Source organism: Cupriavidus sp. 01T418 (assembly GCF_056398885.1).
This window is the reverse complement of the sequence record NZ_JBFTQG010000002.1, coordinates 1-22800: the sequence shown is the minus strand read 5'-3', so window position 1 is coordinate 22800 and position 22800 is coordinate 1. Positions and strand designations below refer to the sequence as shown.

23 protein-coding genes are annotated in these 22800 nt (G+C 65.0%); 9 read left to right on the top strand and 14 right to left on the bottom strand.

Annotated features, from left to right (window positions below; genetic code table 11):
* Positions 1-182 precede the first annotated feature (182 nt).
* The gene (locus tag AC1DQ3_RS02095) at positions 183-845 is read right to left on the bottom strand and encodes a TetR/AcrR family transcriptional regulator (RefSeq protein ID WP_477118528.1); all 663 of its coding nucleotides are present in this window, start codon (positions 843-845) and stop codon (positions 183-185) included.
* A gap of 88 nt (positions 846-933) precedes the next feature.
* Here AC1DQ3_RS02095 and AC1DQ3_RS02090 point away from each other — a divergent pair, with 88 nt between their 5' ends.
* Both AC1DQ3_RS02090 and AC1DQ3_RS02085 read left to right on the top strand, forming a co-directional pair.
* Positions 934-1854 carry a sterol desaturase family protein gene (locus tag AC1DQ3_RS02090; protein ID WP_477118527.1) on the top strand — a complete coding sequence of 307 codons (921 nt, stop codon included), beginning with the start codon at positions 934-936 and terminating at the stop codon, positions 1852-1854.
* 114 nt (positions 1855-1968) lie between these two features.
* Complete coding sequence (locus AC1DQ3_RS02085) at positions 1969-2475, top strand: hypothetical protein (RefSeq protein ID WP_477118526.1); 507 nt, start codon at positions 1969-1971, stop codon at positions 2473-2475.
* A 32-nt stretch (positions 2476-2507) separates the two neighbouring features.
* On the opposite strand, the gene AC1DQ3_RS02080 is transcribed toward AC1DQ3_RS02085, so the two are convergent.
* The 3 genes from AC1DQ3_RS02080 to AC1DQ3_RS02070 all read right to left on the bottom strand — a co-directional run bounded on the left by AC1DQ3_RS02080 (position 2508) and on the right by AC1DQ3_RS02070 (position 5276).
* Positions 2508-3098, bottom strand: coding sequence for a peroxidase-related enzyme (locus AC1DQ3_RS02080; RefSeq protein WP_477118525.1), 591 nt, complete (start codon positions 3096-3098; stop codon positions 2508-2510).
* Between the two features lie 82 nt (positions 3099-3180).
* Entirely contained in the window at positions 3181-4950 is a 1770-nt protein-coding gene (gene msbA, locus AC1DQ3_RS02075) for a lipid A export permease/ATP-binding protein MsbA (protein ID WP_477118524.1), read from the bottom strand.
* Complete coding sequence (locus AC1DQ3_RS02070; protein ID WP_477118523.1) at positions 4947-5276, bottom strand: hypothetical protein; 330 nt, start codon at positions 5274-5276, stop codon at positions 4947-4949. Before AC1DQ3_RS02070 ends, msbA begins: the two co-directional genes overlap by 4 nt.
* An 11-nt stretch (positions 5277-5287) precedes the next feature.
* Between AC1DQ3_RS02070 and AC1DQ3_RS02065 the strand changes: the two genes are divergently transcribed.
* On the top strand, positions 5288-6043 hold the full coding sequence (locus AC1DQ3_RS02065) for a glycosyltransferase family 2 protein (protein ID WP_477118522.1): 756 nt from the start codon (positions 5288-5290) through the stop codon (positions 6041-6043).
* Here the strand turns inward: AC1DQ3_RS02065 and AC1DQ3_RS02060 are convergent.
* Complete coding sequence (locus AC1DQ3_RS02060) at positions 6003-7259, bottom strand: glycosyltransferase (protein ID WP_477118521.1); 1257 nt, start codon at positions 7257-7259, stop codon at positions 6003-6005. The two genes, AC1DQ3_RS02065 and AC1DQ3_RS02060, sit on opposite strands and share 41 nt — an antisense overlap.
* 94 nt (positions 7260-7353) lie before the next feature.
* Positions 7354-10866: a DNA polymerase III subunit alpha gene (gene dnaE, locus AC1DQ3_RS02055; protein WP_477118520.1), complete on the bottom strand. Its 3513-nt coding sequence runs from the start codon at positions 10864-10866 to the stop codon at positions 7354-7356.
* A gap of 182 nt (positions 10867-11048) precedes the next feature.
* On the opposite strand from dnaE, the gene AC1DQ3_RS02050 reads away from it, so the two are divergent.
* A complete protein-coding gene (locus tag AC1DQ3_RS02050; RefSeq protein WP_477118519.1) occupies positions 11049-11897 on the top strand; it encodes a sulfurtransferase in 849 nt (282 codons plus the stop codon).
* 32 nt (positions 11898-11929) lie between these two features.
* On the opposite strand, the gene AC1DQ3_RS02045 is transcribed toward AC1DQ3_RS02050, so the two are convergent.
* The 5 genes from AC1DQ3_RS02045 to rpsP form a co-directional block, all read right to left on the bottom strand.
* On the bottom strand, positions 11930-12610 hold the full coding sequence (locus AC1DQ3_RS02045; protein WP_477118518.1) for a CoA pyrophosphatase: 681 nt from the start codon (positions 12608-12610) through the stop codon (positions 11930-11932).
* A gap of 152 nt (positions 12611-12762) precedes the next feature.
* Positions 12763-13167, bottom strand: coding sequence for a 50S ribosomal protein L19 (gene rplS / locus AC1DQ3_RS02040; RefSeq protein ID WP_477118517.1), 405 nt, complete (start codon positions 13165-13167; stop codon positions 12763-12765).
* Between the two features lie 75 nt (positions 13168-13242).
* Positions 13243-14049: a tRNA (guanosine(37)-N1)-methyltransferase TrmD gene (gene trmD, locus AC1DQ3_RS02035; protein WP_477118516.1), complete on the bottom strand. Its 807-nt coding sequence runs from the start codon at positions 14047-14049 to the stop codon at positions 13243-13245.
* Between the two features lie 60 nt (positions 14050-14109).
* Positions 14110-14739, bottom strand: a complete 630-nt coding sequence (gene rimM / locus AC1DQ3_RS02030) for a ribosome maturation factor RimM (protein ID WP_477118899.1) — start codon at positions 14737-14739, stop codon at positions 14110-14112.
* 121 nt (positions 14740-14860) lie between these two features.
* Complete coding sequence (gene rpsP / locus AC1DQ3_RS02025) at positions 14861-15115, bottom strand: 30S ribosomal protein S16 (RefSeq protein ID WP_477118515.1); 255 nt, start codon at positions 15113-15115, stop codon at positions 14861-14863.
* A gap of 180 nt (positions 15116-15295) precedes the next feature.
* On the opposite strand from rpsP, the gene AC1DQ3_RS02020 reads away from it, so the two are divergent.
* From AC1DQ3_RS02020 to AC1DQ3_RS02010, 3 genes are all read left to right on the top strand, one after another.
* Entirely contained in the window at positions 15296-16390 is a 1095-nt protein-coding gene (locus tag AC1DQ3_RS02020; RefSeq protein WP_477118898.1) for a PQQ-dependent sugar dehydrogenase, read from the top strand.
* Positions 16391-16545: 155 nt separating this feature from the next.
* Complete coding sequence (locus AC1DQ3_RS02015; protein WP_477118514.1) at positions 16546-16950, top strand: hypothetical protein; 405 nt, start codon at positions 16546-16548, stop codon at positions 16948-16950.
* 250 nt (positions 16951-17200) lie between these two features.
* On the top strand, positions 17201-17692 hold the full coding sequence (locus AC1DQ3_RS02010) for an NINE protein (RefSeq protein ID WP_477118513.1): 492 nt from the start codon (positions 17201-17203) through the stop codon (positions 17690-17692).
* Positions 17693-17777: 85 nt separating this feature from the next.
* On the opposite strand, the gene AC1DQ3_RS02005 is transcribed toward AC1DQ3_RS02010, so the two are convergent.
* A complete protein-coding gene (locus tag AC1DQ3_RS02005; protein ID WP_477118512.1) occupies positions 17778-18803 on the bottom strand; it encodes an SGNH/GDSL hydrolase family protein in 1026 nt (341 codons plus the stop codon).
* Between the two features lie 319 nt (positions 18804-19122).
* Here AC1DQ3_RS02005 and AC1DQ3_RS02000 point away from each other — a divergent pair, with 319 nt between their 5' ends.
* Positions 19123-20205: a PA0069 family radical SAM protein gene (locus AC1DQ3_RS02000; RefSeq protein ID WP_477118511.1), complete on the top strand. Its 1083-nt coding sequence runs from the start codon at positions 19123-19125 to the stop codon at positions 20203-20205.
* Between the two features lie 21 nt (positions 20206-20226).
* Here the strand turns inward: AC1DQ3_RS02000 and AC1DQ3_RS01995 are convergent, their stop codons facing one another.
* Entirely contained in the window at positions 20227-20730 is a 504-nt protein-coding gene (locus tag AC1DQ3_RS01995; protein ID WP_477118510.1) for an Lrp/AsnC ligand binding domain-containing protein, read from the bottom strand.
* A gap of 109 nt (positions 20731-20839) precedes the next feature.
* On the opposite strand from AC1DQ3_RS01995, the gene AC1DQ3_RS01990 reads away from it, so the two are divergent.
* A complete protein-coding gene (locus AC1DQ3_RS01990) occupies positions 20840-22144 on the top strand; it encodes a D-amino acid dehydrogenase (protein ID WP_477118509.1) in 1305 nt (434 codons plus the stop codon).
* Positions 22145-22214: 70 nt separating this feature from the next.
* Here the strand turns inward: AC1DQ3_RS01990 and AC1DQ3_RS01985 are convergent.
* Positions 22215-22800 (bottom strand): acyl-CoA dehydrogenase C-terminal domain-containing protein (locus tag AC1DQ3_RS01985; RefSeq protein ID WP_477118508.1); only part of this gene is annotated, 586 nt, incomplete at its 5' end.

Below are 22800 nucleotides of genomic sequence, written 5' to 3'. Positions count from 1 at the left end.
GTAGGGTTTTGCGACTGAACTGCCTCAGCCTTTGAATAGCGAGCAAGGTTACCAGTATGTGTTGCCGATAAGCAAATAAAGCCGATCCTGGCCGGATAAGGCCGCCATCGTCAGCCCGGGCAAGTGGCATCGCACGTTGAGTGATCTCCTGGGTCCCGGGATCACGGACAGCACGGACAGCATCAGGCGCCCCCGGAGGCCGCCTGATGCTGCGCAGCGCCCTCGTTCAGGAACCCCCGGATCAGGCGCACCAGGTTGTCCTCCAGCTCGGGATTGGCAAGCAGGGTTTCATCCGTCGCCAGCGCGCTGCGCATCACGCCCATCACGGCCTGTGTCATGACGAAGGCGGCCAACGGCCGCATGACAATCGCCCGGTTCTCAACGTCAACGACCTGGCCTGAACTGAGCCATTGCGCGACCTGCGCCGCGGAGCCTTCCAGCGCCTGCACGCTGCGCGATCCCAGCGCCACTTCAAGCAATATCTTGCGCACACGGTGACGGCCGCCAAATGCATTCAACAGGGCACGGACCAGTAGCCTGGCGCGTGCGTTGGGGTCGGGCGTGCCCGGCATGCTGAGCAAGAGACCGAGGCGCCCCATCACGCTCTCGATCTCTCTGCGGCCCAGCGCTTCCATCACTTCCTGCTTGTTCGAGAAATACTGGTAGAGCGTGCCGATACTGATGCCGGCCACCTCGGCGATCCGGTTGGTGCTCACCCCCTCCAGACCCTCCTTGTCCAGGAGGCGGATGGTCGACTCAAATATGAGCTCCAGTTTCTCCAGAGACCGCGCTTGCATCGGCCGGCGGCGCTTGTGGCCAGTGTTTTCGTGGGTTTGCAGCGTCATGAAGCGACTCCGGAACGCGAGTAAGCAAATGTGATAGTAGCTCATATAATCCTCCGCATACTATCCCTATCACTCGCCGGGAGCGGTCATGACCCAACTGGAAATCCTTCAACTCTATGCATTGCCGGTGGTAGTCGGCGCGTCGCTGGTGGAAGCGCTGGTGCTGCACTGGCGCAAACCCGGCACGTTCGACTGGCATGAGGCATGGCTGTCGCTGGTGGATCTGGCCGGCCGCAAGCTCCTGGTCTTCCTGCCCCTGTCGCTGGCGGCCCCCGTGTTCGCATTCGCCTGGGAACATCGCCTGCAAACCATCGTGCTCAATAGCTGGCTGCTTGGCCTGTGCTTGTTCATCGGGCAAGAGTTCTGCTACTACTGGTACCACCGCGCAGCGCACCGCGTGCGTTTCTTCTGGGCCACGCACGCGGTCCATCATTCTCCCAACCAGCTCACCCTGTCGACGGCTTACCGCCTGGGCTGGACCGGCAAGCTCACGGGCAGCGCGCTGTTCTTCGCGCCCCTGGTCTGGCTGGGCTTCCCGCCCGAGGTGGTGCTCGCGACCCTGTCGCTGAACCTGCTCTATCAGTTCTGGATTCACGCCACCTGGATCCCGCGGCTCGGCTGGCTGGAATATGTCCTGAATACGCCGTCCGCGCACCGGGTCCACCACGCATCGAACGTCGACTACCTGGATGCCAACTTTGGCGGCGTGCTGATCATCTTCGACAGGCTGTTCGGCACCTATGTTGCCGAGCGCGACGACTTGCCGTGCCGCTATGGCCTGGTCACCCCGATGCGCTCGCGCAATCCGCTGCGGGTCGAGTTCCAGCAGTGGATGGACCTTGGACGGGATCTGGCGCAGGCAGGCAGCCTGGGCGCGATGCTCGGCTACATCTTCCTGCCGCCCGGCTGGAGCCCTGACGGAGAGGGCCAAACCACAGAAGCGCTGCGGCGTCAGCCCGCCCTGGCCGGCACCCTGACCTCGGAAGCCGGCGGCGCCGCGCCGAAGTAAGCGAGCGGCAGGACGCGACGCGCTTTCCCTCGCCTTCCTTACGCCATCCTCTATAAATAGATGCAGGTGCCCGCGACCAGTTTGCTGCGCGGGCACCAGGCGCAAGGAGCAGCCATGAAGATCAAGCGCGTGACGCTGTGGTCATTAGTTGCCGCGTTGTCGGCATGCACCGTGACGCTCCCGCCTCCGGCCCCGCCCGCTGCCCGCGCACCTGCGCCCGCGGCTCCCGCCGCCGCCGCCCGCGAGCGGCCCACGCCAATCCCCCCGCACGACATCGATATCGCCGGCGACTGCCAGCGCACCGAGGAAGATGGTTTCCGGGAGGATGCGCATATGCGCGTATCGAGCAACGACGTGCGCAGCCTGACCTGGAAACTTTGGGTGGGCAGGCACGGCTCCTGCCATTTCGATTTCGCCGAGTTCCGCCAGGTACGCAAGACACCCCATATCGAGTTGCAGGCGATCGACGGCAGCGGCTGCACGCTGATGGTGTGGCAGGATCCACGGCGCATCACGCTGGCCCACGCGCATTGCGAGCAGCATTGCACCCCGGGCATCTACGAGCAGGCGTGGCCCGTGCTGTTCGACCCGCGCAGCGGCCGCTGCGCGCAGATCAAGTAGCGCGCGCCGCCTCCCGTGACAGGCCTGCCACCCTACTTTGCCTTCGGCACGCGCCCCATCAGGTAGAACTCCTCGTTCGGCCGCATGCTGATGGTGTTGGCCATGCGGTTGGACAGGCCGAAGAAGGCGGTGATGGCGGCAATATCCCAGGCGTCCTCGTCGCTGAATCCATGATCCCGCAGCGCGGCGAAATCGGCCTCGCCCACTTCGTGCGAGGCCTGGCAGACCTTCAGGGCGAAGTCGAGCATGGTGCGCTGGCGCGGCGTGATATCCGCCTTGCGGTAGTTGACCGCGACCTGGTCGGCCAGCGTCGGCTTTTTCTCGTAGATGCGCAGGATGGCGCCATGCGCCACCACGCAGTACAGGCACTGGTTGACGCCCGAGGTGGCCACCACGATCATTTCGCGCTCGCCCTTGGTCAGGCCGCCATCCTTGAGCATCAGCGCGTCGTGGTAGGCGAAGAAGGCGCGGAACTCGTCGGGCCGGTGGGCCAGCGTGAGGAATACGTTCGGCACGAAGCCGGCCTTGTCCTGGACCTCCAGGATGCGCGCGCGGATGTCCTCGGGCAGGTCGGCGATGGCGGGAACCGGGTAGCGGCTCAGCGGCGGCCTGGATGCGGTCATGATGGTCTCCTTTGGGGCTATCGCCCTCCTTGCACTGCGCATGCGCCGCCCGCAACAGCTGCCGCGGGCAGCGGAAACCGGCTTACTGGGTGGCGAACTGGATCCTGTGCAGCCCGGCGTAGAGCCCCTCGGCCGAGAGCAGCTCGGCGTGCGTGCCATGTTCCGCCACCCGCCCGTGGTCGAGCACCACGATGCGGTCGGCGTTCTCGATGGTGGACAGGCGGTGCGCGATCACCAGCGTGGTCCGGCCGACCATCAGGGCCTCCAGCGCGGCCTGGACCTGGCGCTCGGATTCCGAGTCGAGCGCGGAGGTCGCCTCGTCGAGGATGAGGATCGGCGCGTCCTTGTAGAGCGCGCGCGCGATCGCCATGCGCTGGCGCTGGCCGCCGGACAGCTTCATGCCATTGTCGCCGATATTGGTCTCCAGCCCCTGCGGCAGCCCCTTGACCACCTCGGTCAGGTAGGCGGCAGCCAGCGCGCGTTCGACGCGCGCCATATCGATGTCCTCCGCGGGATGCACGCCATAGGCGACGTTGGCGGCCACGGTGTCGTTGAACAGCACCACGTCCTGGCTGACGAAGGCGATCTGGCGCCGCAGGTCCAGCAGCGAGTATGCATCGATGGTCTTGCCATCGAGCAGGATGCGGCCCTCGGTCGGATGGAAGAAGCGCGGCACCAGGTTGACCAGCGTGGTCTTGCCGCTGCCCGACGGCCCCACCAGCGCCACCACTTCGCCGGCGCTGACGTTGAAGTGGATCTTGTCCAGCGCCGGGCGGGCGGCATCGCCGTAGCGGAAACCCACTTTCTCGAACACCAGCTCGCCACGCGCGCGCTCCAGCGGCAGCCCGCCGTCCTGCGGCTCGATCGGCTCGTCGATCAGGCCGAAGATCATCTCGGCCGCGGTCAGGCCGCGCTGCAGCGGCTGATTCAGGTCGGTCAGGTGCTTGAGCGGCGAGATCAGCAGCAGCATCGCCATCACGAAGCCCGTGAAGCTGCCAACCGTGGTCTGGTTGGACTGCGCCTGGATCATCGCGATGGTCAGGATGACCGACAGCGCCAGCGCCGCCAGGAACGCCGTGACAGGCTGGTTCAGCCCGCCCGCCACCGCCATGCGCATGGAATAGCCACGCAGGCGCTCGGCCATGGCCGCAAAACGCGATGTCTCATACGCCTCGCCGCCATGCAGCTTGACCACCTTGTAGCCGCCGGCAGCTTCCTCGACCACGTAGGCTGCGGTGTTGGTCAGCGTCTGGTGGTCGCGGTTAAGGCGGCGCAGGCGGCGATTGACCTTGGACATGACGAAACCGATCACGGGCAGGATCACCGCCACCACCAGCGTCAGCCGCCAGTTGGTGTAGAAGAGATAGATCAGCAGCGCCAGCACGGTCAGCGAATCGCGCACCAGGGTGATCAGCACGCCGGTCAGGATCTGCATGACCTGGTTGACTTCGAAGATCACGGCATTGATCAGGGAGGCCGCGGTGTTGCGATGGAAGAACAGCGCCGGCGCGCGCAACATGCGCTCGAACATCTGCATGCGCATCTTCAGCAACACGCGGTTGGAGATCAGGGCGAGCAGGTAGCCGGAGGCAAACTGCGCCACGCTGCGCACCAGTGCCACGCTGATCAGCAGCGCCGGCACGTGCCAGAGCTTGCCGGCATAGGCGCCGCCGAAACCCTTGTCGAGCAGGTCGTTGACGACCTTGGGGATGATACCCTCGGCGCCGGCCACGACCGCCATCGCGATGATGGCGACGATGAACACGCGCATTTCGGGCCGCAGGTAAGACCAGACTCGCTTCAGGGTGTCGGCTTCCTGTGCCGGGGGCGCATTTTGTTCTTGGACTTTCACAGTTTCTCCACCCCGTCGACGCGGGGATACTTTGCTTGTACCGCAGCCAGCCCGGGCAAGAGCCCGATCACGCTGGCATAGAAAACGAAATTTGCCTGGTGCGCCGTCATCATCTGTACCGCTAGAATGGCTAGCCCCGCTTGGACCGGCAAAGTGCGGTAGCGTGACATGATCCGGCCCATGCATTGCCAGCCCGGCAGCACGGCAGCACGGCAAGAAGCAACGCGGCAATGAAAATGCTGGAGCGGCGCGCCCGCCAGGAGCACGGTGCAGGCCAGGACTGACTCGCTGGCCAGCCATGCCTGTCTGGTCGCACGAAACACCATAAGCAAACTCTATGAGAATCTCTGTCGTACTGATTACAAAAAACGAGGCACACAATATCCGGGAGTGCCTGGAAAGCGTGTCCTGGTGCGACCGCGCGATTATAGTGGATTCGGGTAGCCAGGACGGCACGGTCGAGCTGGCCCGCAGCCTTGGCGCCGAGGTCTTTGAAACCGAGCACTGGCCCGGTTTCGGCGCCCAGAAAAACCTGGCGGTGTCCAAGGCCGACGGCGACTGGATCTTCTCCATCGACGCCGACGAGCGGGTCACCCCCGAGCTGCGCGACGAGATCCTCGCGGCAGTGGCGTCGGGCCAGTCCGACGCCTACGAGGTCCCTCGCCTGTCGCGCTTTTGCGGCCGCTTCATCCGCCACGGCGGCTGGTACCCCGACTACGTCACACGGCTGTTCCGGCGTGGCCACGCCCGCTTCACCGACGATCTCGTGCACGAGCGCGTGATTGCCGATGCACCGGTCGGCCGGCTGAATTCGCCGCTGCTGCATTACACCTACGACGATTTCTCGCAGGTGCTGCAAAAGATCGACAACTATTCCAGCCTGGGCGCCCAGCAAGGCTTTGCGCGCGGCAAGACGGCCTCGCCCGCCAGCGCCGTGCTGCATGGCGCCTGGGCCTTCCTGCGAACCTACCTGCTGCGCCGCAGTTTTCTCGATGGCGCGCAGGGCCTGGGCGTGGCGCTGATGAACGGCCAGGCCAGCTATTACAAGTACATCAAGCTGTGGTACCTGCAGCAGAAGCAGCAGCAGTCGTAGCCGCCGGGGCGAGGCCTGCCGCCCCCGCCTGGGGGGCGCCCAGCAGATCGTCCACGCAGGCGCTGAAAGCCGCCGAGGTCGGGCCAAACCCCATCTGCTCGATGTGGATCGCGGCATAGGCCAGCAGCCGGGCACGCAGGGGGTCATCCTCCAGGCCGCGGCGAATCGCCTCCGCCAGCGCGGGCACATCGCCCACCGGCGTCAGCAGGCCAGCCTGGCCATCGGCGAGGATTTCGCGCGGCCCCACCGGGCAATCGGTGCTCACCACGAACTGGCCCAGCGCCATGCTTTCCAGCAGCACATTGGGCAGTCCTTCCATCTTGGAGCTGAACGCCATCAGCCGTGCATGATGGATCCACGCATAGGGATTGGCCTGGAAGCCGGCAAAGCTGACGCGTTCGCTGATACCCAGCTCGCGCGTGAGCGCTTCGAGCCGGCCGCGCGAAGCGCCATCTCCCACCAGCACCAGGCGCTCGCGCAAGCCCGTGCCCCTGACCAGCGCGGCGTAGGCCCGCAGCAACGTGGTGAAATCCTTCTGGCTTTCCTCCAGCCGCCCCACCGACACGATGTAGGGATAGGCCGGCGGGCTGAACGGCGCCTTGCCCAGCGCGCGAATGCGGTCCAGATCGGTGGCGTTGTAGAGGCGGATGAATTTGTCGGCCGCCTCGGGAATCAGCGCCCGCGCATCCGCGAGCATGCTGTCGTTGAGCACGACGATGCGGTCATAATGCTCGCGGCACTGGCGCCGCAGCTTGCGCAGCTTGCGGCGATTCTCGCGCTCCAGATGGGCCACGCTGAAGTGCTGGTAGCCGATCATCGGCACCGGCAACGGACCCGTCAGCCGCGACAGCGACATATCGTAATCGATTACCAGGTCATAGTCGCGCAGGATGCCGCGAAAGCGCCGGTTGACCAGCGGCTTGCGCAGCGGCGGCAGCAGCACTTCCTCGTAGATCTTGCCAAACGGCCCCAGCTTGCCCGCTTTTTTCAGTTGCCGGCAGCGCGACAGCCAGGCCTCCGGCGCGAGGATGTGGAGCTTGACGTCCGGCGGCAGCATCGCGCGGAAATGGGTCTCCAGTGCCTCGGTCGGATAGGTCAGCGTCAGCCCGATCTCGAAGCGATCGCGATCCAGCGAGGACAGCAGCGACACCAGCGAGGTCTCGATACCACCGCGCAGGAAGTGGGTCAGGTGAAAAAGGATACGTTGCTTGGCCATGCGGGGCTTGTGAGATCCATGGAATGACGGGATGGACGGCAGCAATACCAATCAGGGCGGCGCCATGCCGTTGCCGCCCTGCCGGCAGCCCGGGTCAGCCGTACAGCATACGGACGTTCTCGCCCGACAAGGCCTTGCGGAAACTCGCGAGGGCGTCGTCCGACGGGGTGACCAGCCACTGCCGGCCCAGTTCCGCCTCGCAGCGTGCGCCGGTGGTCGCGTAGCTGACGCGCACCGGCAAGCCAGGCGTGTTGGCCACTGTCGCCAGGTAGGGCGTAAGCAGTTCGCGCAGCAGCTCGGTCGAGGCATTGCCGTTGAAGGCCAGGCCAACCGCCTCGGCGTACCTGGCGCGCGCCGCCACCAGGTCCATCACCGATTCGGCGGTGAAGCGCACGCCGCCGGTAAAGGTGTCATGGCGCGCATTGCCCTGCACGATCACCATCTCGTCTTCGCGGAACATATGGCGATTGGCCTCGTACAATTCATTGAACACGGTCATTTCGACCTGCCCGGTGCCGTCGTCCAGCAGCACGATCAGCATCTTGCCGCGCTGCGTCATCTGGGTGCGGATGCCTGTGATGACACCGGCGATCACCTTGCCGCGCACGTCGCGGCCGTAGCCGCCGCCGTTGCCCTGCACTTCTTTTTCCAGCCCGGCCAGCGTGCCCTTGATGAAGCGGCTGACTTCGTCGCGATAGGCATCGAACAGGTGCCCGGAGAAGTAATAGCCCAGGGCCTGCTTTTCTTCCTGCAGCCTGCGCTTGGGCGGCCAGGCGGGCTCGTCGACCAGCTCGGGACGGTGCGATTCGCCGGCGTCGGCCATCAGGTCGAACAGCGAGACCTGGTTGGCCGATTCGGCCTTCTGCTCGGCGGCTTCCATCGCGCGCGACACCGAGGCCAGCAACTGGCCGCGGTTGTCGTTGAGGCTGTCGAAGGCGCCGGCGCGGATCAGTGCTTCGATGGTGCGGCGGTTGACCTGGCGGCGGTCGACGCGCTCGCAGAAATCGAACAGGTCGGCAAACGGCTTTTCCTCGCGGGCGCGCAGGATGTCCTCGATGGCGCCCTGCCCCGAACCCTTGATGCCGCCGAGACCGTAGCGGATGGTCTTGGCATCGGTGGGCGCGAAGCGGTATTCGCTGGCGTTGACGTCGGGCGGCAGCACCTGAAGCTTGTTCAGCTTGCAATCCTCGTAGAGGATCTTGACCTTGTCGGTGTCGTCCATGGCCAGCGACATATTCGCTGCCATGAACGCGGCCGGGTGGTGCGCCTTGAGCCAGGCCGTGTAGTAGGCCAGCAGCGCGTAAGCCGCCGCGTGCGATTTATTGAAGCCGTAGCCCGCGAACTTCTCCATCAGGTCGAAGGTGTCATCGGCCTTCTCGGCGGTCAGGCCGTTCCTGGCGGCACCCTCGCGGAACAGCTCGCGGTGCTGGGCCATTTCCTCGGCCTTCTTCTTGCCCATGGCGCGGCGCAGCAAGTCAGCGCCGCCCAGCGAGTAGCCGCCGATGATCTGCGCCATCTGCATCACCTGCTCCTGGTAGACCATGATGCCGTAGGTCTCCTTGAGCACCGGCTCGACGCGCGGATCCGGGTACTCCACCTTCTCGCGGCCGTGCTTGCGGGCGCAGAAGCTGGGGATCAGGTCCATCGGGCCCGGGCGGTAGAGCGCGACCAGCGCGATGATGTCCTCGAAGCGGTCGGGCCTGGCGTCCTTCAGCATGCCCTGCATGCCGCGGCTTTCCAGCTGGAACACTGCTACCGTGTTGGCGGTCTTGAGGATGTCGAATGCCGCGCCGTCGTCGAGCGGAATCTGGCTGCAGTTCCAGTCCGCCATGGACGGATCGAGCCGGCGGATATAGCGCTCGGCCCAGTCCAGGATGGTCAGCGTGGTCAGACCCAGGAAGTCGAACTTGACCAGCCCGGCCGCTTCCACGTCGTCCTTGTCGTACTGGCTGACCACGCCGCTCATGCCGTCGTTCTGCGCGCCCTGCGTGTAGAGCGGGCAGAAATCGGTCAGCTTGCCGGGCGCGATCAGCACGCCGCCGGCGTGCATGCCGACGTTACGCGTCATGCCTTCCACGCGCTGCGCCAGCTCCAGCAACTGGCGCACTTCCTCCTCGTTCTTCTCGCGCTCGGTCAGCAGCGGCTCTTCCTTCTTGGCTTCCTCGATGGTGACGAGCTTGCCCGGCTTGAAGGGGATCAGCTTGGCGATGCCGTCGACGAAACCATAGCCCAGGTCCAGCACGCGGCCCACGTCGCGCACCGCGGCCTTGGCGGCCATGGTGCCGAAGGTGGCGATCTGCGAGACCGCCGAGTGGCCGTATTTCTCCTTCACGTAGGTGATCACGCGATCACGGCCGTGCTGGCAGAAGTCGATGTCGAAGTCGGGCATCGAAACCCGTTCCGGGTTCAGGAAACGCTCGAACAGCAGCGCGTACTTGAGCGGATCCAGATCGGTAATGCCCAGCGCATAGGCCACCAGCGAACCGGCGCCCGAACCCCGGCCCGGGCCCACCGGCACGCCGTTGTTCTTGGCCCAGTTGATAAAGTCCGCCACGATCAGGAAGTAGCCGGGGAAGCCCATCTTGATGATGGTGCCGGTCTCGAACTCCAGCCGCGCATAGTACTCGGGGCGCCTGGCCTCGCGCACCGCCTCGTCGGGGAACAGCACCGCCATGCGCTTTTCCAGGCCTTCCTTGGCCAGGTGCACGAGGTAGTCGTCGAGCGACATGCCGTCGGGCGTGGGGAACAGCGGCAGGCGCGGCTTGCCCAGCTCCAGCGTGAGGTTGCAGCGGCGCGCGATCTGTACGGCGTTTTCCAGCGCGGACGGGATGTCGGCGAACAGCGCGCACATCTCGGCCTGGGTCTTGAAATACTGGTCGGTGGTGAAACGCCGGGTGCGGCGCGGATTGGCCAGCAGCTCGCCTTCGGCGATGCAGGTGCGGGCCTCGTGCGCGGTGAAATCGTCGGCGGTCATGAACTGCACCGGATGCGTCGCCACCACCGGCAGGCGCATGTTGGCCGCGAGTTGCACCGCCTGCTGCACGTAGGCGTCGGTGCCGGGCTGGCCGGCACGCTGCAGCTCGATGTAGAAGCGCTGCGGGAACACCTTCGCCCAATGCGCCGCGGCCTGCGCCGCCGCCGCCTCGTTGCCATTGGCCAGCGCCACGCCGATATCGCCGCCCATGGCACCGGACAGCGCGATCATGCCGGTGGCCAGCGGCAGGCCCTCTTCGCCGGCCTCGCCGAACCAGGCCGGGTCGATCTCGGCACGGCCGCGGTACTGGTTCGACAGCCACGCGCGCGACAGCAGCACGCACAGGTTGAGATAACCGCGCCGGTCCTGGACCAGCAGCAGCAGCCRCGAGGGCTTGTCGCGGTCGTCAGCATTGGTGAGCCAGACGTCGGCGCCGACCACGGGCTTGACACCGCCGCCGCGCGCTTCCTTGTAGAAGCGGATCAGGCCGAAGGCGTTGGCGAGGTCGGTCAGGGCGAGCGCGCCCATGCCGTCGGCGGCAGCGGCCTTGACGGCGTCGTCGAGACGCACGATGCCGTCGACGACGGAGTACTCGGAATGGAGACGGAGATGAACGAAGCGAGGTGCGGACATGGGCGTAATTGTACCGGCTCGGCATGCCCTCGCCCGCCTTCTTTGCACCACGGGCTGCATGGCAAGACCAACCCGGGCGCTAGGAAAAGACCTGCGCGAGGCCATCAAGGCGCTATAATTTCGCCTTTCCAATCAGGCAGTTACCGCGCGGTCACAAGGCGCGGGCCGGGCGCGCGCCAACTATGCAGATCGTAAACATCTCCGCTTACAAATTCGTCACGCTGGACGATATCCCGGTCTTGCGCCCGGAAATGCGCGCGCGCTGCGACGCCCACGGGCTCAAGGGCACCATCCTGCTCGCGCCGGAAGGCATCAACCTGTTCCTGGCGGGCGGGCGCGAAGCCATCGACGGCTTCCTGGCCTGGCTGCACGCCGATCCGCGCTTCGCCGATATCGAGCCCAAGGAAAGCCTGTCGGAAAACCAGCCCTTCAAGCGCATGCTGGTGCGCGAGAAGAAGGAAATCATCACCATGAAGATGCCGCTGATCCGCCCCGAGGCCGGGCGCGCGCCGGCGGTGCGGCCCGTGGACCTCAAGCGCTGGCTGGACCAGGGCCATGACGACGCCGGCCGCCCGGTGGTGATGCTCGATACCCGCAACGCGTTCGAGGTCGCGGTTGGCACCTTCGAGCAGGCGGTCGACTACGACATCGCCAAGTTCAGCGACTTCCCGCCGGCCATCGCGGCACACAAGGCGGAATTCGAGGGCAAGACCATCGTGTCGTTCTGCACCGGCGGCATCCGCTGCGAGAAAGCCGCCATCCACATGCAGGAGGCCGGCATCGGGCACGTCTACCAGCTTGAAGGCGGCATCCTCAAGTACTTCGAGGAAGTGGGCGGCAGCCACTACCGGGGCGACTGCTTCGTCTTCGATTACCGCACCGCGCTCAACCCCAGCCTGGAGCCGGCCGGACCGAAGCAATGCTTCGCCTGCCGCGCCGTGGTCAGCACCGAGGAGCAGCAAAGTCCGCACTATGCGGTGGGCAAGAGCTGCCCGCACTGCATCGGGCAAAACCAGGCCGCCGCGGCCTGAGACCGCGCCTTGTGTGGCTGCCGTGATGGTAATCAGGCAGCCAGCAGGTGATAGAGGTTGCGCAGCATGCCGGCGGTGGCGCCCCAGATAAAGCGGTGGCCGCCGTCTTCGCGCGGGAAGGGCATCGCATAGAACAGCCGCTCTCCATCCACCCAGCGGAACAGGCGCTGCTGGTGATGGGAAGGGTCCATCAGGAACCCCAGCGGCACCTCGAAGACATCGGCAACCTCGCGCGCATCGGGGCGCAGCGTGAAACCGTCGCGCACCAGGCCCACCACCGGGCTGACATGGAAACCAGTGCCCGTGATGTAGTCAGGCAGGCTACCCAGCACCTCCACATAGTCGCGCACCAGCCCCACTTCTTCTTCCGTTTCGCGCAACGCCGTGGCAACACGGTCGATATCGAAGTCCTCGTGCCGGCCGCCGGGGAAACTGATCTGCCCGGCGTGCGAGCTCAGGTTGGCATTGCGCTCGGTCAGCAGCACGGTCAGCCCGTCGCTCCGCTCCACCAGCGGCACCAGCACCGCCGCGTCGCGCAGTTTCAGGCTACGGTCGTAGGCGCGCGATTCGTCGGTCAGCTCGGGCGCCCACGCTGGCGGCGCCTGCAGCCGGTGCCGGATGAACTCCGGCCGCAGGCGCGCCTCGGCAAGCGGCGGGTGCCGGGTACCGGTGGCGACGATGGGGAGGGATTCAGGATCAAAGGCAGGACGCATAATCCTTGCGAGTATGACAGAAGCCGGCCAAACGGTTCTTCTTGCGCTGCAACAAAATGATGGGCGCAGATGCACACAGACGCAAAAAGGGCACCCGGAGGTGCCCTTTTTGCGTAGCCACGTCCGGAGGAACCGGCCATGGCGACAGCGGCTTACTCGGCGGCAGCAGCCTTGGCAGCAGCCTTCGGAGCCGACTTGAATGCCAGCTTTTCCTTGATCCGCGCGGACTTGCCCGAACGCTGACGCAGGTAGTACAGCTTGGCGCGGCGGACATCGCCACGGCGCTTCACTTCGATCGCTGCGATCAGCGGCGAGTACAGCTGGAACGTACGTTCCACGCCTTCGCCCGAGGAAATCTTGCGCACGATGAAGGACGAATTCAGGCCGCGATTGCGCTTGGCAATCACCACGCCTTCGTATGCCTGCACGCGCTTGCGGTTACCTTCCACCACGTTCACGCTGACGATCACGGTGTCGCCGGGTGCGAATGCGGGGATGGTCTTGTTCGCGGTCAGGCGCGCGATTTCGTCTTTCTCGATCAGTTCGATGATGTTCATCGTTTCTTCTCCTTGTCCATCATGCCGGCGTTGTCTGCCCCAGGCATGGCCTGGGCCCCGGCAGAGGATGGGGTTTCACCTGGCGGGAGCAAGCTCCCGCCCTTCTTTCGCCAGCCAGGCCGACAGGAACTTCTCGTCGGCCTGGCTCAGCAACCCTTGGCTGCGCGCTGCCTCGATCAGATCGGGGCGCTTCTTCGCAGTATTCGCGAGCGCCTGCTGGCGCCGCCACTTCTCGATCTCGGCGTGATGGCCCCCGAGCAGTATCTCGGGCACCCGCACGCCTTCGTATTCTTCCGGCCGCGTGTAGTGCGGACAGTCCAGCAGCCCGTTGACGAAGCTGTCCTGAACCGCCGACTGGGCATCGCCCAGCACGCCCGGCAAATGCCTGACTACCGCGTCGATCACGGCCATGGCCGGCAACTCGCCGCCCGACAGCACAAAATCGCCGAGGCTGATTTCCTCATCCACGCGCCGCTCGATCAATCGCTGGTCGATGGCTTCGTAGCGGCCGCACAGCAGCACAAGGCCGGGGCGCTGTGCCAGCGACATCACCTTCTGGTGCGTCAGTGGCGCGCCTTGCGGCGACATCAGCACCACATGCGGCTTCACCGGCTCGCCCGGCTCTTCCCTGGCGGCTTGCGCCGCCAGTTGTGCCGAACAGGCCGCGCCGATCGCATCTTCCAGCGGCTTGGCCAGCATCACCATGCCAGGGCCGCCGCCGTATGGGCGGTCGTCGATGGTACGGTAATTGTCGCTGGTGAAATCGCGTGGATTCCAGGTGCGCAGCGTATAGCGCTGCTGCTTTGCCGCCCGGCTGGTAATGCCCCAGTCGGTCAGCGCACGGAACATCTCGGGAAATAGCGTGATCACATCGAACTGCATCCGCTCCTCCCTATGCTTGCCCACCCGGCCGCCGCCAGCCGAGCACCCTTTGCCGGGCGCTCAGTAGTCCAGCCCCCAGTCGACCACCACGCGCCTGGCCGGGATATCGACCGAGCGCAGGAATGCGTCGACAAAAGGAATCAGGCGCTCGCCCGTCTTGCCGTCAGGCAAGGCCTGCGCTACCTGCAGGATCTGGTGCGCGCCGTTGTCGATCAGGCCGGACACATCGCCGAGCGACTCGCCCTGCTCATTGAACACGGCGCAGCCGATCAGATCGACCCAGTAAAATTCGTTTTCATCCGGCGCGGGGAAATCCTCGCGCCGAATCCAGACACGGCGACCCTTGAGCGCTTCCGAGTGGTTGCGATCGGACACGCCGTTCGCCTGGGCCACCACGGTCCCGCTATGCTCGCGGGATTGCACGACCTTCACGCACAGGGCATCGGATGCCACCGCATCGGCCGCACCAGGCAAGCCAGTCGGCGGCGGCTTCAGCAGCCACCAACGGCGCGCATGCAGCAGCGCGCTCGCATCGTCGGCATGTGGCTCGACCTTGATCCAACCCCGTATGCCATAAGCTGCACTGATATAGCCGACCTCGATCAGGTCGTCCGGCAGCTTATCGGTATACGCCAGCGCAGCCGGAATCCCGGCTACGCCCTGCGGCTTCAGGCTCGCCTTTTCCTGCACACCGGCCTGGGGCCGGGCCGAGGGCTCGAGCGGCACATTGAGTGCCCGCCGCGCCGGGGCGCCTTGCTTGCGATCTGTCACGTGTCGTTTGCCACGCGTCGCGAAACGCGCGTCACAACAATCAGGCTACGGTCTTGGCAGCGTTCTGCTTGACCAGACGGGCAACCGTCGGCGACAACTGTGCGCCCACGCCTTGCCAGTAGCTCAGGCGGTCTTGCACCAGACGCAGGCCTTCTTCGCTTGCCGAAGCCAGGGGATTGTAGAAGCCAACACGCTCGATGAAGCGGCCATCGCGACGATTGCGCGAGTCTGCTGCGACGATATTGAAGAAGGGGCGCTTCTTGCTGCCACCGCGAGCCAGACGGATTACGACCATGGTTTGATTCCTCAGAAAACTTGATGTTCGAACACGAAACGCAAGAGTATAGACCAAATTCCGAGCCCAAACAAACACTTAGAGCGATTGACGCGACATGCGGCGACAGGCATCGTGGCGAAAACCCCGACAGGAGATCTTGCCGTGCGTTCCTACCCTCACATTCGCGCCTACCGTGCCCTGCTTGCAGGCACTTTCGCAGCGGTCGCCTGGTTCGGTTCCAACGCAAGCGCTGGCACGGCGCTGCCGCTGGAACAGGTCCGGTTGCCGCCGGGGTTTCACATCGAACTGCTGAGCCAGGACGTGCCGGAAGCTCGCGGCATGACCATGTCACCGGCCGGCACGCTCTATATCGGCTCCCTCGGCCAGGGCAAGGTTTATGCAATCAGCAATCCGCTGGCCCCCAGCCCGAAAGCGAGAGTCGTCGCCACCGGCCTGACCATGCCGGCGGGCGTGGCCTTCCGCGACGGCGCCCTGTACGCCTCGTCGATTTCGCGCATAGTCCGGCTCGATGATATCGAGACCCGGCTCGACAACCCGCCCAGGCCGGTCGTGGTGAGCGATCGCTTTCCGTCCGAAACGCACCATGGCTGGAAGTTCATCGCCTTTGGTCCGGACGGCTATCTTTATGTCCCGGTTGGCGCGCCCTGCAATATCTGCAAGCCGGACGAAAACCGCTACGCCAACATCATGAAGATGAAGCCCGACGGCTCCGACCTGCAAGTGGTGGCCAGGGGCGTGCGCAATACAGTCGGCTTCGACTGGCACCCGGGCACCCGCCAGCTCTGGTTCACGGACAACGGGCGCGACCTGATGGGCGACGACGTGCCCGACGACGAACTCAACCGCGTGACCCGGGCCGGCCAGCATTTTGGCTATCCGTACTGCCATGCCGGCAGCGTCGCCGATCCGGAGTTCGGCAGGCAGCGCGACTGTTCGGAGTTCGAACCGCCGGCCGCAAAACTCGGCGCCCATGTCGCCTCGCTCGGGATGCGCTTCTACACCGGTTCGCAGTTCCCCGCCGAGTACCGCAACAATATTTTCATCGCCGAACACGGCAGTTGGAACCGTAGCGCGAAGGTCGGCTACCGCGTTGTCCGGGTCGTGCTGGACGAGAGCGGCAAGGTAGTACGCCAGGAGGTGTTCGCGCAAGGTTGGCTGCGCAATGAAAAAGCCTGGGGAAGGCCGGTCGATGTCCAGGTCGCCCCGGATGGCTCGCTGCTGGTCAGCGACGATATGGCGGGCGCTATCTACCGCATCCGCTATGCGCCCTGAGGCCGCGGGACACCGTGGCGGCGCGGGGACGAGGGCTAGGGCGAAACAATCCGTTACACCGGTAACGGCTTTTGCATAGGCGTTCCTAAAACCCGTGCGTACCATGAACCCATATCTCGAACCATTCACCGCGCGACAGGATACTGGGATTCCGCATGCTCCCCCGCACCTCCTTGCGCAACCTGGTGACTGGCATCCTTTGGGCCGTTTCACTACTGGGCCTCAATGCTGCCAGCCATGCGCAGGTCGCGTTCTGGCAACATAGCCGACCCGAAGGCCGGATCGCGGGCAATGGCAATGCGCGCATCCAGGGCGGCTGGGAGATGGCGAGTGTACGTGCGGAACGGCAAGACCATGTGCGTGCCCAGATCGAAAGAATGGAAGCCCGCGCCCGCGCCGATGACCGCCTCAACGGCCGCCCCTTGCCCCCGCAGGAACGCAATGACGGCCGCGGCCGCCAGTCCGATCGCAATGCGCAAGCCGACAACGCGCGCGGCGAGCAGCGCAGTCCCGGCATGGGCCCAGGCTGGCAGGCGCGAGGACGCGACGGGGGCCGTTAGGCTCGCCTGAATCCTGCATCTTCCGACGATTCCGCTCAGGAAGGCGCCCCCTTCCCTTATCCCCCTTCCCCTCCGGATGTGCCGCGCACGGAACGCCCGTGCGCTTTCGTCGTCCGACTCGCATGGCTCCCCGACTCCCTGCGCCCATCCCTGGGGCCCGCGTACAATGAGCGCCGACGCCAGCGTGACTGGCATTGACCTGTTATCGAGCCGGCCTCCCGGGGCCGGCCATCAACCTAGCTGCCGCCTCATGCCTGCCGCCACTCAAGTTCCAGCCGCCGCAACCGCAAACGCCAAGCCGACTCCGGGCAAATCCAAGCTGATCACGGTCGCGCTGGCCTTCCTGTTCGGCAGCGTGGGCTTGCATCGCTTCTACCTGGGCGGCTTGCGTGACAGGTTTGCATGGGCTCACCTTCTGGCGGCCCTGGCCGGGGTCATCGGCGTCGTGTCGATACAGACGGGCGCCGGCTCGGCGGCGCTGAGCTGGGCCTTTGCCATCGCCGGCGGCACGTCGGTGATCAGCGCGTTCCTGGCGGCCATCGTGTACGGCCTGCGCCCGGACGACAAATGGGATGCCCGCTTCAACCCGCACGGCAAGCCGACCCGGTCTGGCTGGCCGGTCGTGATCCTGGTCATCCTGTCGCTGCTGATCGGTACCGGCCTGCTGATGGCAGGGCTGGCCATCAGTTTCCAGACTTTCTTCGAATCCCAGGTCGAAGCCGCGCGCGCCCTGTCACAGTAAAAGGCCTGCCCTGGTAGCCAGCCCGGCGCCATGCACTTCGATCTGCCGGACATCGCGGTATTCGTCGACCATCGTTTTCCCAGGCTCAGTGACCGAGACCGCTCTTGGCGATCTGCTGCTCGACGAACTGAGCGAACAGTGCATGCAGACGCGTAGTCGGATGAAGGTCGTCGGCGAACATGTACGTCTGATCGGCATTGGCCGTCACGTAGGTATGCGGCGAGCACAGCAATGCCGTGCCATGGAGGGTTTTCGCGGGATCGCAGGCGACGCTGGTATTGGACACGACGAAGCCATTGGCCTGGAAGTTCGCGATGATCTGGTTCTGCCACGTATAGGTATCGATCTGGATGACCTTGCCTTGCACGCCGTTGGCCTGCAAGGCAGCGTTCAAACTACTGTTGAAGATTTGCGATAACTGGCTCAGGTTGCCCCCGCCGTCGGACGAGGCAACGCCTTTGGGCGAAAGCCCGACATTCGGAACATTGGCCACCACGACATGCGTGGCGCCGTTCTGGACGATTTGTGCGACAACTTGAGCCAGGGTGGTTGCCGCCGCCTGCACAGGCTGCGCCGCGGCCGGCAGCGCCCCGGCGCGAAGCACGTCGTTCGAGCCAGCCATGACCAGCACCAGTTGATTGGAGTTGAAGCTCCCGTGAGCGGCCAGATAGCTCGAAACCTGCTGATTGACGGGCATTTCGACATTGCCGATCACGTCGGTAAGAAAGTCGGACAGGTTTGCCGGCGTCGCGACCGTCGCGCCACCCTCCGCATAGCCAAGGCCGCTTTGCGCACTCAATCTATGACTGCTGTCGATCGTAAACGCAGCGCTTAGCGTATCGCCGTAGTATTGCGCGACATCCTGAGTCCACACTTGCCCGGGATTGGTCGTGAAACGCCCTCCTCCCACCACGCTCGCGATCGGCGCAAAGGTCCCGACGTCCGACAGGCTGTCGCCGAACGAGACAATTTGCAGATGAATGCCGCTCGCCGGGGTGGCCGGGGTGGCCACCCCACTGTCACTACTCGTGCCGTCCCCGCCGCATGCGGCAAGCAGTGAAATCAGCACGGCAGAAATTGCGGCACATACCTTGTCATTGATTCCTTGCATAGGTCCTCCCCGCTGCCCGACCGGCAACTGCGCTCACGTGGTCGGCTTATCGCCAGCCTGCTAGCGGAATCGGACCGCCCTGCGGCAGGCGATATCGTCGAGAGCTGAAGAATGTTCGTCGCTCATGAAAAGCCTCCTCGAAGCCAGAATGCCTGTCAAGAGTACACCACGGCTTGTAGTGCACGAGGAACGCGGCCAGTTGCCAGGAAGTCACGTGCAAGACTGGGTGCAAGACACAGGCCCAGCAAGCTTTTCTTGGCTGTTTTTGCGTAATACTGTATAAACATACAGTGTTACCCGTAGCCGCAGGACCGCCAACGTGACGACCCGACCTCCCTCCACCAGCCCGCTCAAAGGCCGGGCGGCACGCTCGAACGACGTCAGCCGGTTTGATGCCTGGGCCCGTGAACGGGTCGCCGATGAGTCCCAAGCCTTCGATGAACCAGAGACACCGCAGATCCAGACCATTGTCTTCACAGAGAAGGCGAAGCGCATCATCTCGCGCAACCAGTCGCCAGACCTGCCATTCGATGCGTCCATCAACCCCTACCGCGGGTGCGAACACGGTTGCATCTACTGCTATGCCAGACCCAGCCATGCCTATCTGGGGCTGTCGCCGGGCCTCGACTTCGAAACCCGCCTGTACGCGAAGGAAAACGCCGCCGCGCTGCTCGAGGCCGAACTCGCCAGCCGCAACTACGCGCCATCGGTAATCGCGCTGGGCGCCAATACCGACCCTTACCAGCCCATCGAGCGCAAGCTGCGCATCACGCGGGGCATCCTGGAAGTGCTGGAACGGTTCAATCATCCGGTGGCCATCACCACCAAGTCGGGGGTGGTCACGCGCGACATCGACATCCTCCGGCGCATGGCGGCGAAGAACCTGGTCCGGGTCCATATGTCTGTCACATCGCTCAACAATGAGATCGCGCGCACGCTGGAGCCCCGTGCCAGCGCGCCGGCGCGCCGTCTTGCCGCCATCGCGGCCCTGTGCGAGGCTGGCATTCCCGTGGGGGTCATGGTGGCGCCTGTCATTCCGAGCCTGACCGACCCGGAGATGGAATCGATCCTGGAGGCGGCAGCCGGGGCGGGCGCGAAGACGGCAGCGTATATCCTGCTGAGGCTGCCGCGCGAGGTGGCGGCGCTGTTTTCCGAGTGGCTGGCCACTTACCATCCGCTGCGCGCCCGCCATGTCGAAAGCCTGATCGCGCAAATGCGAGGCGGGCAAGCCTACGACTCCACCTTCGGCACGCGCATGACCGGCACCGGCATCTTTGCGGAGTTGCTGCGCAAGCGCTTCAAGCTGGCCTGCCAGCGCTTCGGGCTCAACGCCGAGCGCCATCCGCTGACTACCGGGCATTTCTCCAGGGACAGCGCCGCGCCGCAGATGTCCTTGTTCTAGACGGAAAGCCGGCGGCGGCTTTCAGGCGTGCGGCGCCGTCTCGTCCACCGCGATGGCAAGCGTTTCCTTGATCTCTTCCATCACCACGTAGCTCTTGGACTGCGCGGCGCCGGGCAGCTGCAGCAGGATATCGCCCAACAGGCGGCGGTATTCGCCGATCTCGCCGATGCGCGCCTTGATCAGGTAATCGAAATCGCCCGATACCAGATGACACTCCAGCACCTCGGGAATGCGCGACACCTCGCGGCGGAACTGCTCGAACATATTGCCGGATTTGTTGCCCAGCGAAATCTCCACGAACACCAGCAGGCCGCTGCCCAGCAGCGCCGGATTCAGGCGGGCGTAGTAGCCCATGATGATGTCATCGCGCTCCATGCGCTTGACCCGCTCGATGCATGGGGTGATGGTCAGGCCGACCGCTTCGGCCAGTTCCCTCATCGACATGCGCCCGTCCGCCTGGAGCAAGGCCAGGATCTTGCGGTCCAGCCGATCCAGGCTGCGCACTGGCTGGCGACTCGTTCTCATTATTTCTTCCTGTTTTCATTAAAATTACGATAACTATGACTGCACATATTTCAATAGTATAGAGATAAATACTCTATCCACCCTATTTCTTGGTTGAGAGCCTCCGACTATGCGCGTTCTCGTTCTTGGCAGTGGCGTCATTGGCGTGACCAGCGCCTGGTACCTGGCCCGTGCCGGCCATGAAGTCACCGTGATCGACCGCGAGGCCGCGCCCGCGCTTGGCACCAGTTTCGCCAATGCCGGCCAGATCTCGCCGGGATATGCGTCCCCGTGGGCCGCGCCGGGCGTGCCCCTCAAAGCCATCAAGTGGATGTTCCAGGAGCACGCACCCCTGACCATCCGGCCGGACGGCTCGCTGTTCCAGCTGCAGTGGATGTGGCAGATGCTGATGAACTGTACCGCGGAGCGCTACGCCATCAACAAGGAGCGCATGGTGCGGCTGGCCGAGTACAGCCGCGACTGCATCCGCGCCCTGCGCGCCGATACCGGCATCGCCTACGAAGGCCGCCAGCAAGGCACCTTGCAGATCTTCCGCACCGACGAGCAGTTCGACGGCGCGGCCAAGGATATTGCGGTGCTGGAACAAGCCGGCGTGCCCTACCAGTTGCTATCGCGCGAGGACCTCGCCGCGAGCGAACCGGCCCTGGCCGCCGTCAGCCACAAGCTGAGCGGCGGCCTGCGGCTACCTAACGATGAAACCGGCGACTGCCAGCTCTTCACCCGGAAACTGGCAGCGATGGCCGAAGGCCTGGGCGTGCGCTTCGAGTACAGCCGGTCGATCGATGGCCTGCTGACCAGGGGCGACGCCGTCATCGGCGCGATGGTCGGCGGCAAGCCCGTCATGGCGGATCTGGTCGTGGTCGCGCTGGGCAGTTGGTCGACGCCGTTCGTGAAGAACGTCCTGCCGGGCCTGTCGAGCCTGCCGGTCTATCCGCTCAAGGGCTTCTCGCTGACGGTGCCGATGACCGATGCGCGGCGCAGCCCCGTTTCCACCGTGCTCGACGAAACCTACAAGGTCGCGATCACGCGTTTCGACGATCGCATCCGCGTCGGCGGCATGGCGCAGATCGTTGGCTACGACCGCAAGCTTGACCCGGCCAAGCGCCGCACGCTGGAACATGTGGTCACCGACCTGTTCCCCGGCGCCGGCGACGTCAGCCGCGCCGATTTCTGGACGGGCCTGCGCCCGATGACGCCGGATGGCACGCCCATTGTCGGCCCTACCCCCCTCAAGGGACTCTGGCTCAATACCGGCCACGGCACGCTGGGCTGGACCATGGCATGCGGCTCGGGCAAGTTGCTGTCGGACCTGGTCTCCGGCACTTCGCCGGCGATCCGCGCCGACGACCTCTCGGTCGCGCGCTATATCAAGCCAGCGGGAACACACCGCGCGCCGCGCCACGCAGCGGCCTGATCCGGCACTGGCACTAAAAAAAAGGGCGGCCCCGCGGGGCCGCCCTTTTCATGCATGGACCGGGACGATCTCAGAATTGCCCTTCGCTCAGCGCATTGACCGGCACCGCGCCCGACACGACCGCATCGCGCAAGCCCGATGCCTGCGACAGGATGTGCTCCGCAAAGAAATGCGCGGTCGCGATCTTGGCATCGCTGAAGGACGGATCCTCACCACGCTTCGCGTCGGCGGCGAGCATCGCACGGCCGAGCTGCCATCCGGAGAACACGATGCCGCACAGCTTCAGGTAAGGCACGCTGCCGGCAAACACGGCATTCGGGTCCGACTTGGCATTGGCCACCACGAACTCGACCACCGCTTCCAGCGCCGCGCGCCCCTTGGCCAGTTGCGCCTGCACCGCGGTAAATGCGGCACCGGCATGCTGGCCCAGCGCCGCCTCGGTCTCGGCGATCCGCGCGCAGATGCCGCGTGCGGCCGCGCCACCATCGCGCATGGTCTTGCGGCCGACCAGGTCGTTGGCCTGGATCGCAGTCGTGCCTTCGTAGATCGGCAGGATGCGGGCGTCGCGATAATGCTGGGCCGCGCCGGTTTCCTCGATAAAGCCCATGCCGCCATGCACCTGCACGCCCAGGCTGGTGACATCGATCGACAGCTCG

Excerpts from the sequence above, each read along its gene's own strand:
- AC1DQ3_RS02095 (WP_477118528.1), bottom strand. The coding sequence starts at position 845 with ATGACGCTGCAAACCCACGAAAACACTGGCCACAAGCGCCGCCGGCCG.
- AC1DQ3_RS02090 (WP_477118527.1), top strand. The coding sequence starts at position 934 with ATGACCCAACTGGAAATCCTTCAACTCTATGCATTGCCGGTGGTAGTC.
- AC1DQ3_RS02085 (WP_477118526.1), top strand. The coding sequence starts at position 1,969 with ATGAAGATCAAGCGCGTGACGCTGTGGTCATTAGTTGCCGCGTTGTCG.
- AC1DQ3_RS02080 (WP_477118525.1), bottom strand. The coding sequence starts at position 3,098 with ATGACCGCATCCAGGCCGCCGCTGAGCCGCTACCCGGTTCCCGCCATC.
- AC1DQ3_RS02070 (WP_477118523.1), bottom strand. The coding sequence starts at position 5,276 with ATGGTGTTTCGTGCGACCAGACAGGCATGGCTGGCCAGCGAGTCAGTC.
- AC1DQ3_RS02065 (WP_477118522.1), top strand. The coding sequence starts at position 5,288 with ATGAGAATCTCTGTCGTACTGATTACAAAAAACGAGGCACACAATATC.
- AC1DQ3_RS02060 (WP_477118521.1), bottom strand. The coding sequence starts at position 7,259 with ATGGCCAAGCAACGTATCCTTTTTCACCTGACCCACTTCCTGCGCGGT.
- AC1DQ3_RS02050 (WP_477118519.1), top strand. The coding sequence starts at position 11,049 with ATGCAGATCGTAAACATCTCCGCTTACAAATTCGTCACGCTGGACGAT.
- AC1DQ3_RS02045 (WP_477118518.1), bottom strand. The coding sequence starts at position 12,610 with ATGCGTCCTGCCTTTGATCCTGAATCCCTCCCCATCGTCGCCACCGGT.
- rplS (WP_477118517.1), bottom strand. The coding sequence starts at position 13,167 with ATGAACATCATCGAACTGATCGAGAAAGACGAAATCGCGCGCCTGACC.
- trmD (WP_477118516.1), bottom strand. The coding sequence starts at position 14,049 with ATGCAGTTCGATGTGATCACGCTATTTCCCGAGATGTTCCGTGCGCTG.
- rpsP (WP_477118515.1), bottom strand. The coding sequence starts at position 15,115 with ATGGTCGTAATCCGTCTGGCTCGCGGTGGCAGCAAGAAGCGCCCCTTC.
- AC1DQ3_RS02015 (WP_477118514.1), top strand. The coding sequence starts at position 16,546 with ATGCTCCCCCGCACCTCCTTGCGCAACCTGGTGACTGGCATCCTTTGG.
- AC1DQ3_RS02010 (WP_477118513.1), top strand. The coding sequence starts at position 17,201 with ATGCCTGCCGCCACTCAAGTTCCAGCCGCCGCAACCGCAAACGCCAAG.
- AC1DQ3_RS02005 (WP_477118512.1), bottom strand. The coding sequence starts at position 18,803 with ATGCAAGGAATCAATGACAAGGTATGTGCCGCAATTTCTGCCGTGCTG.
- AC1DQ3_RS01995 (WP_477118510.1), bottom strand. The coding sequence starts at position 20,730 with ATGAGAACGAGTCGCCAGCCAGTGCGCAGCCTGGATCGGCTGGACCGC.
- AC1DQ3_RS01990 (WP_477118509.1), top strand. The coding sequence starts at position 20,840 with ATGCGCGTTCTCGTTCTTGGCAGTGGCGTCATTGGCGTGACCAGCGCC.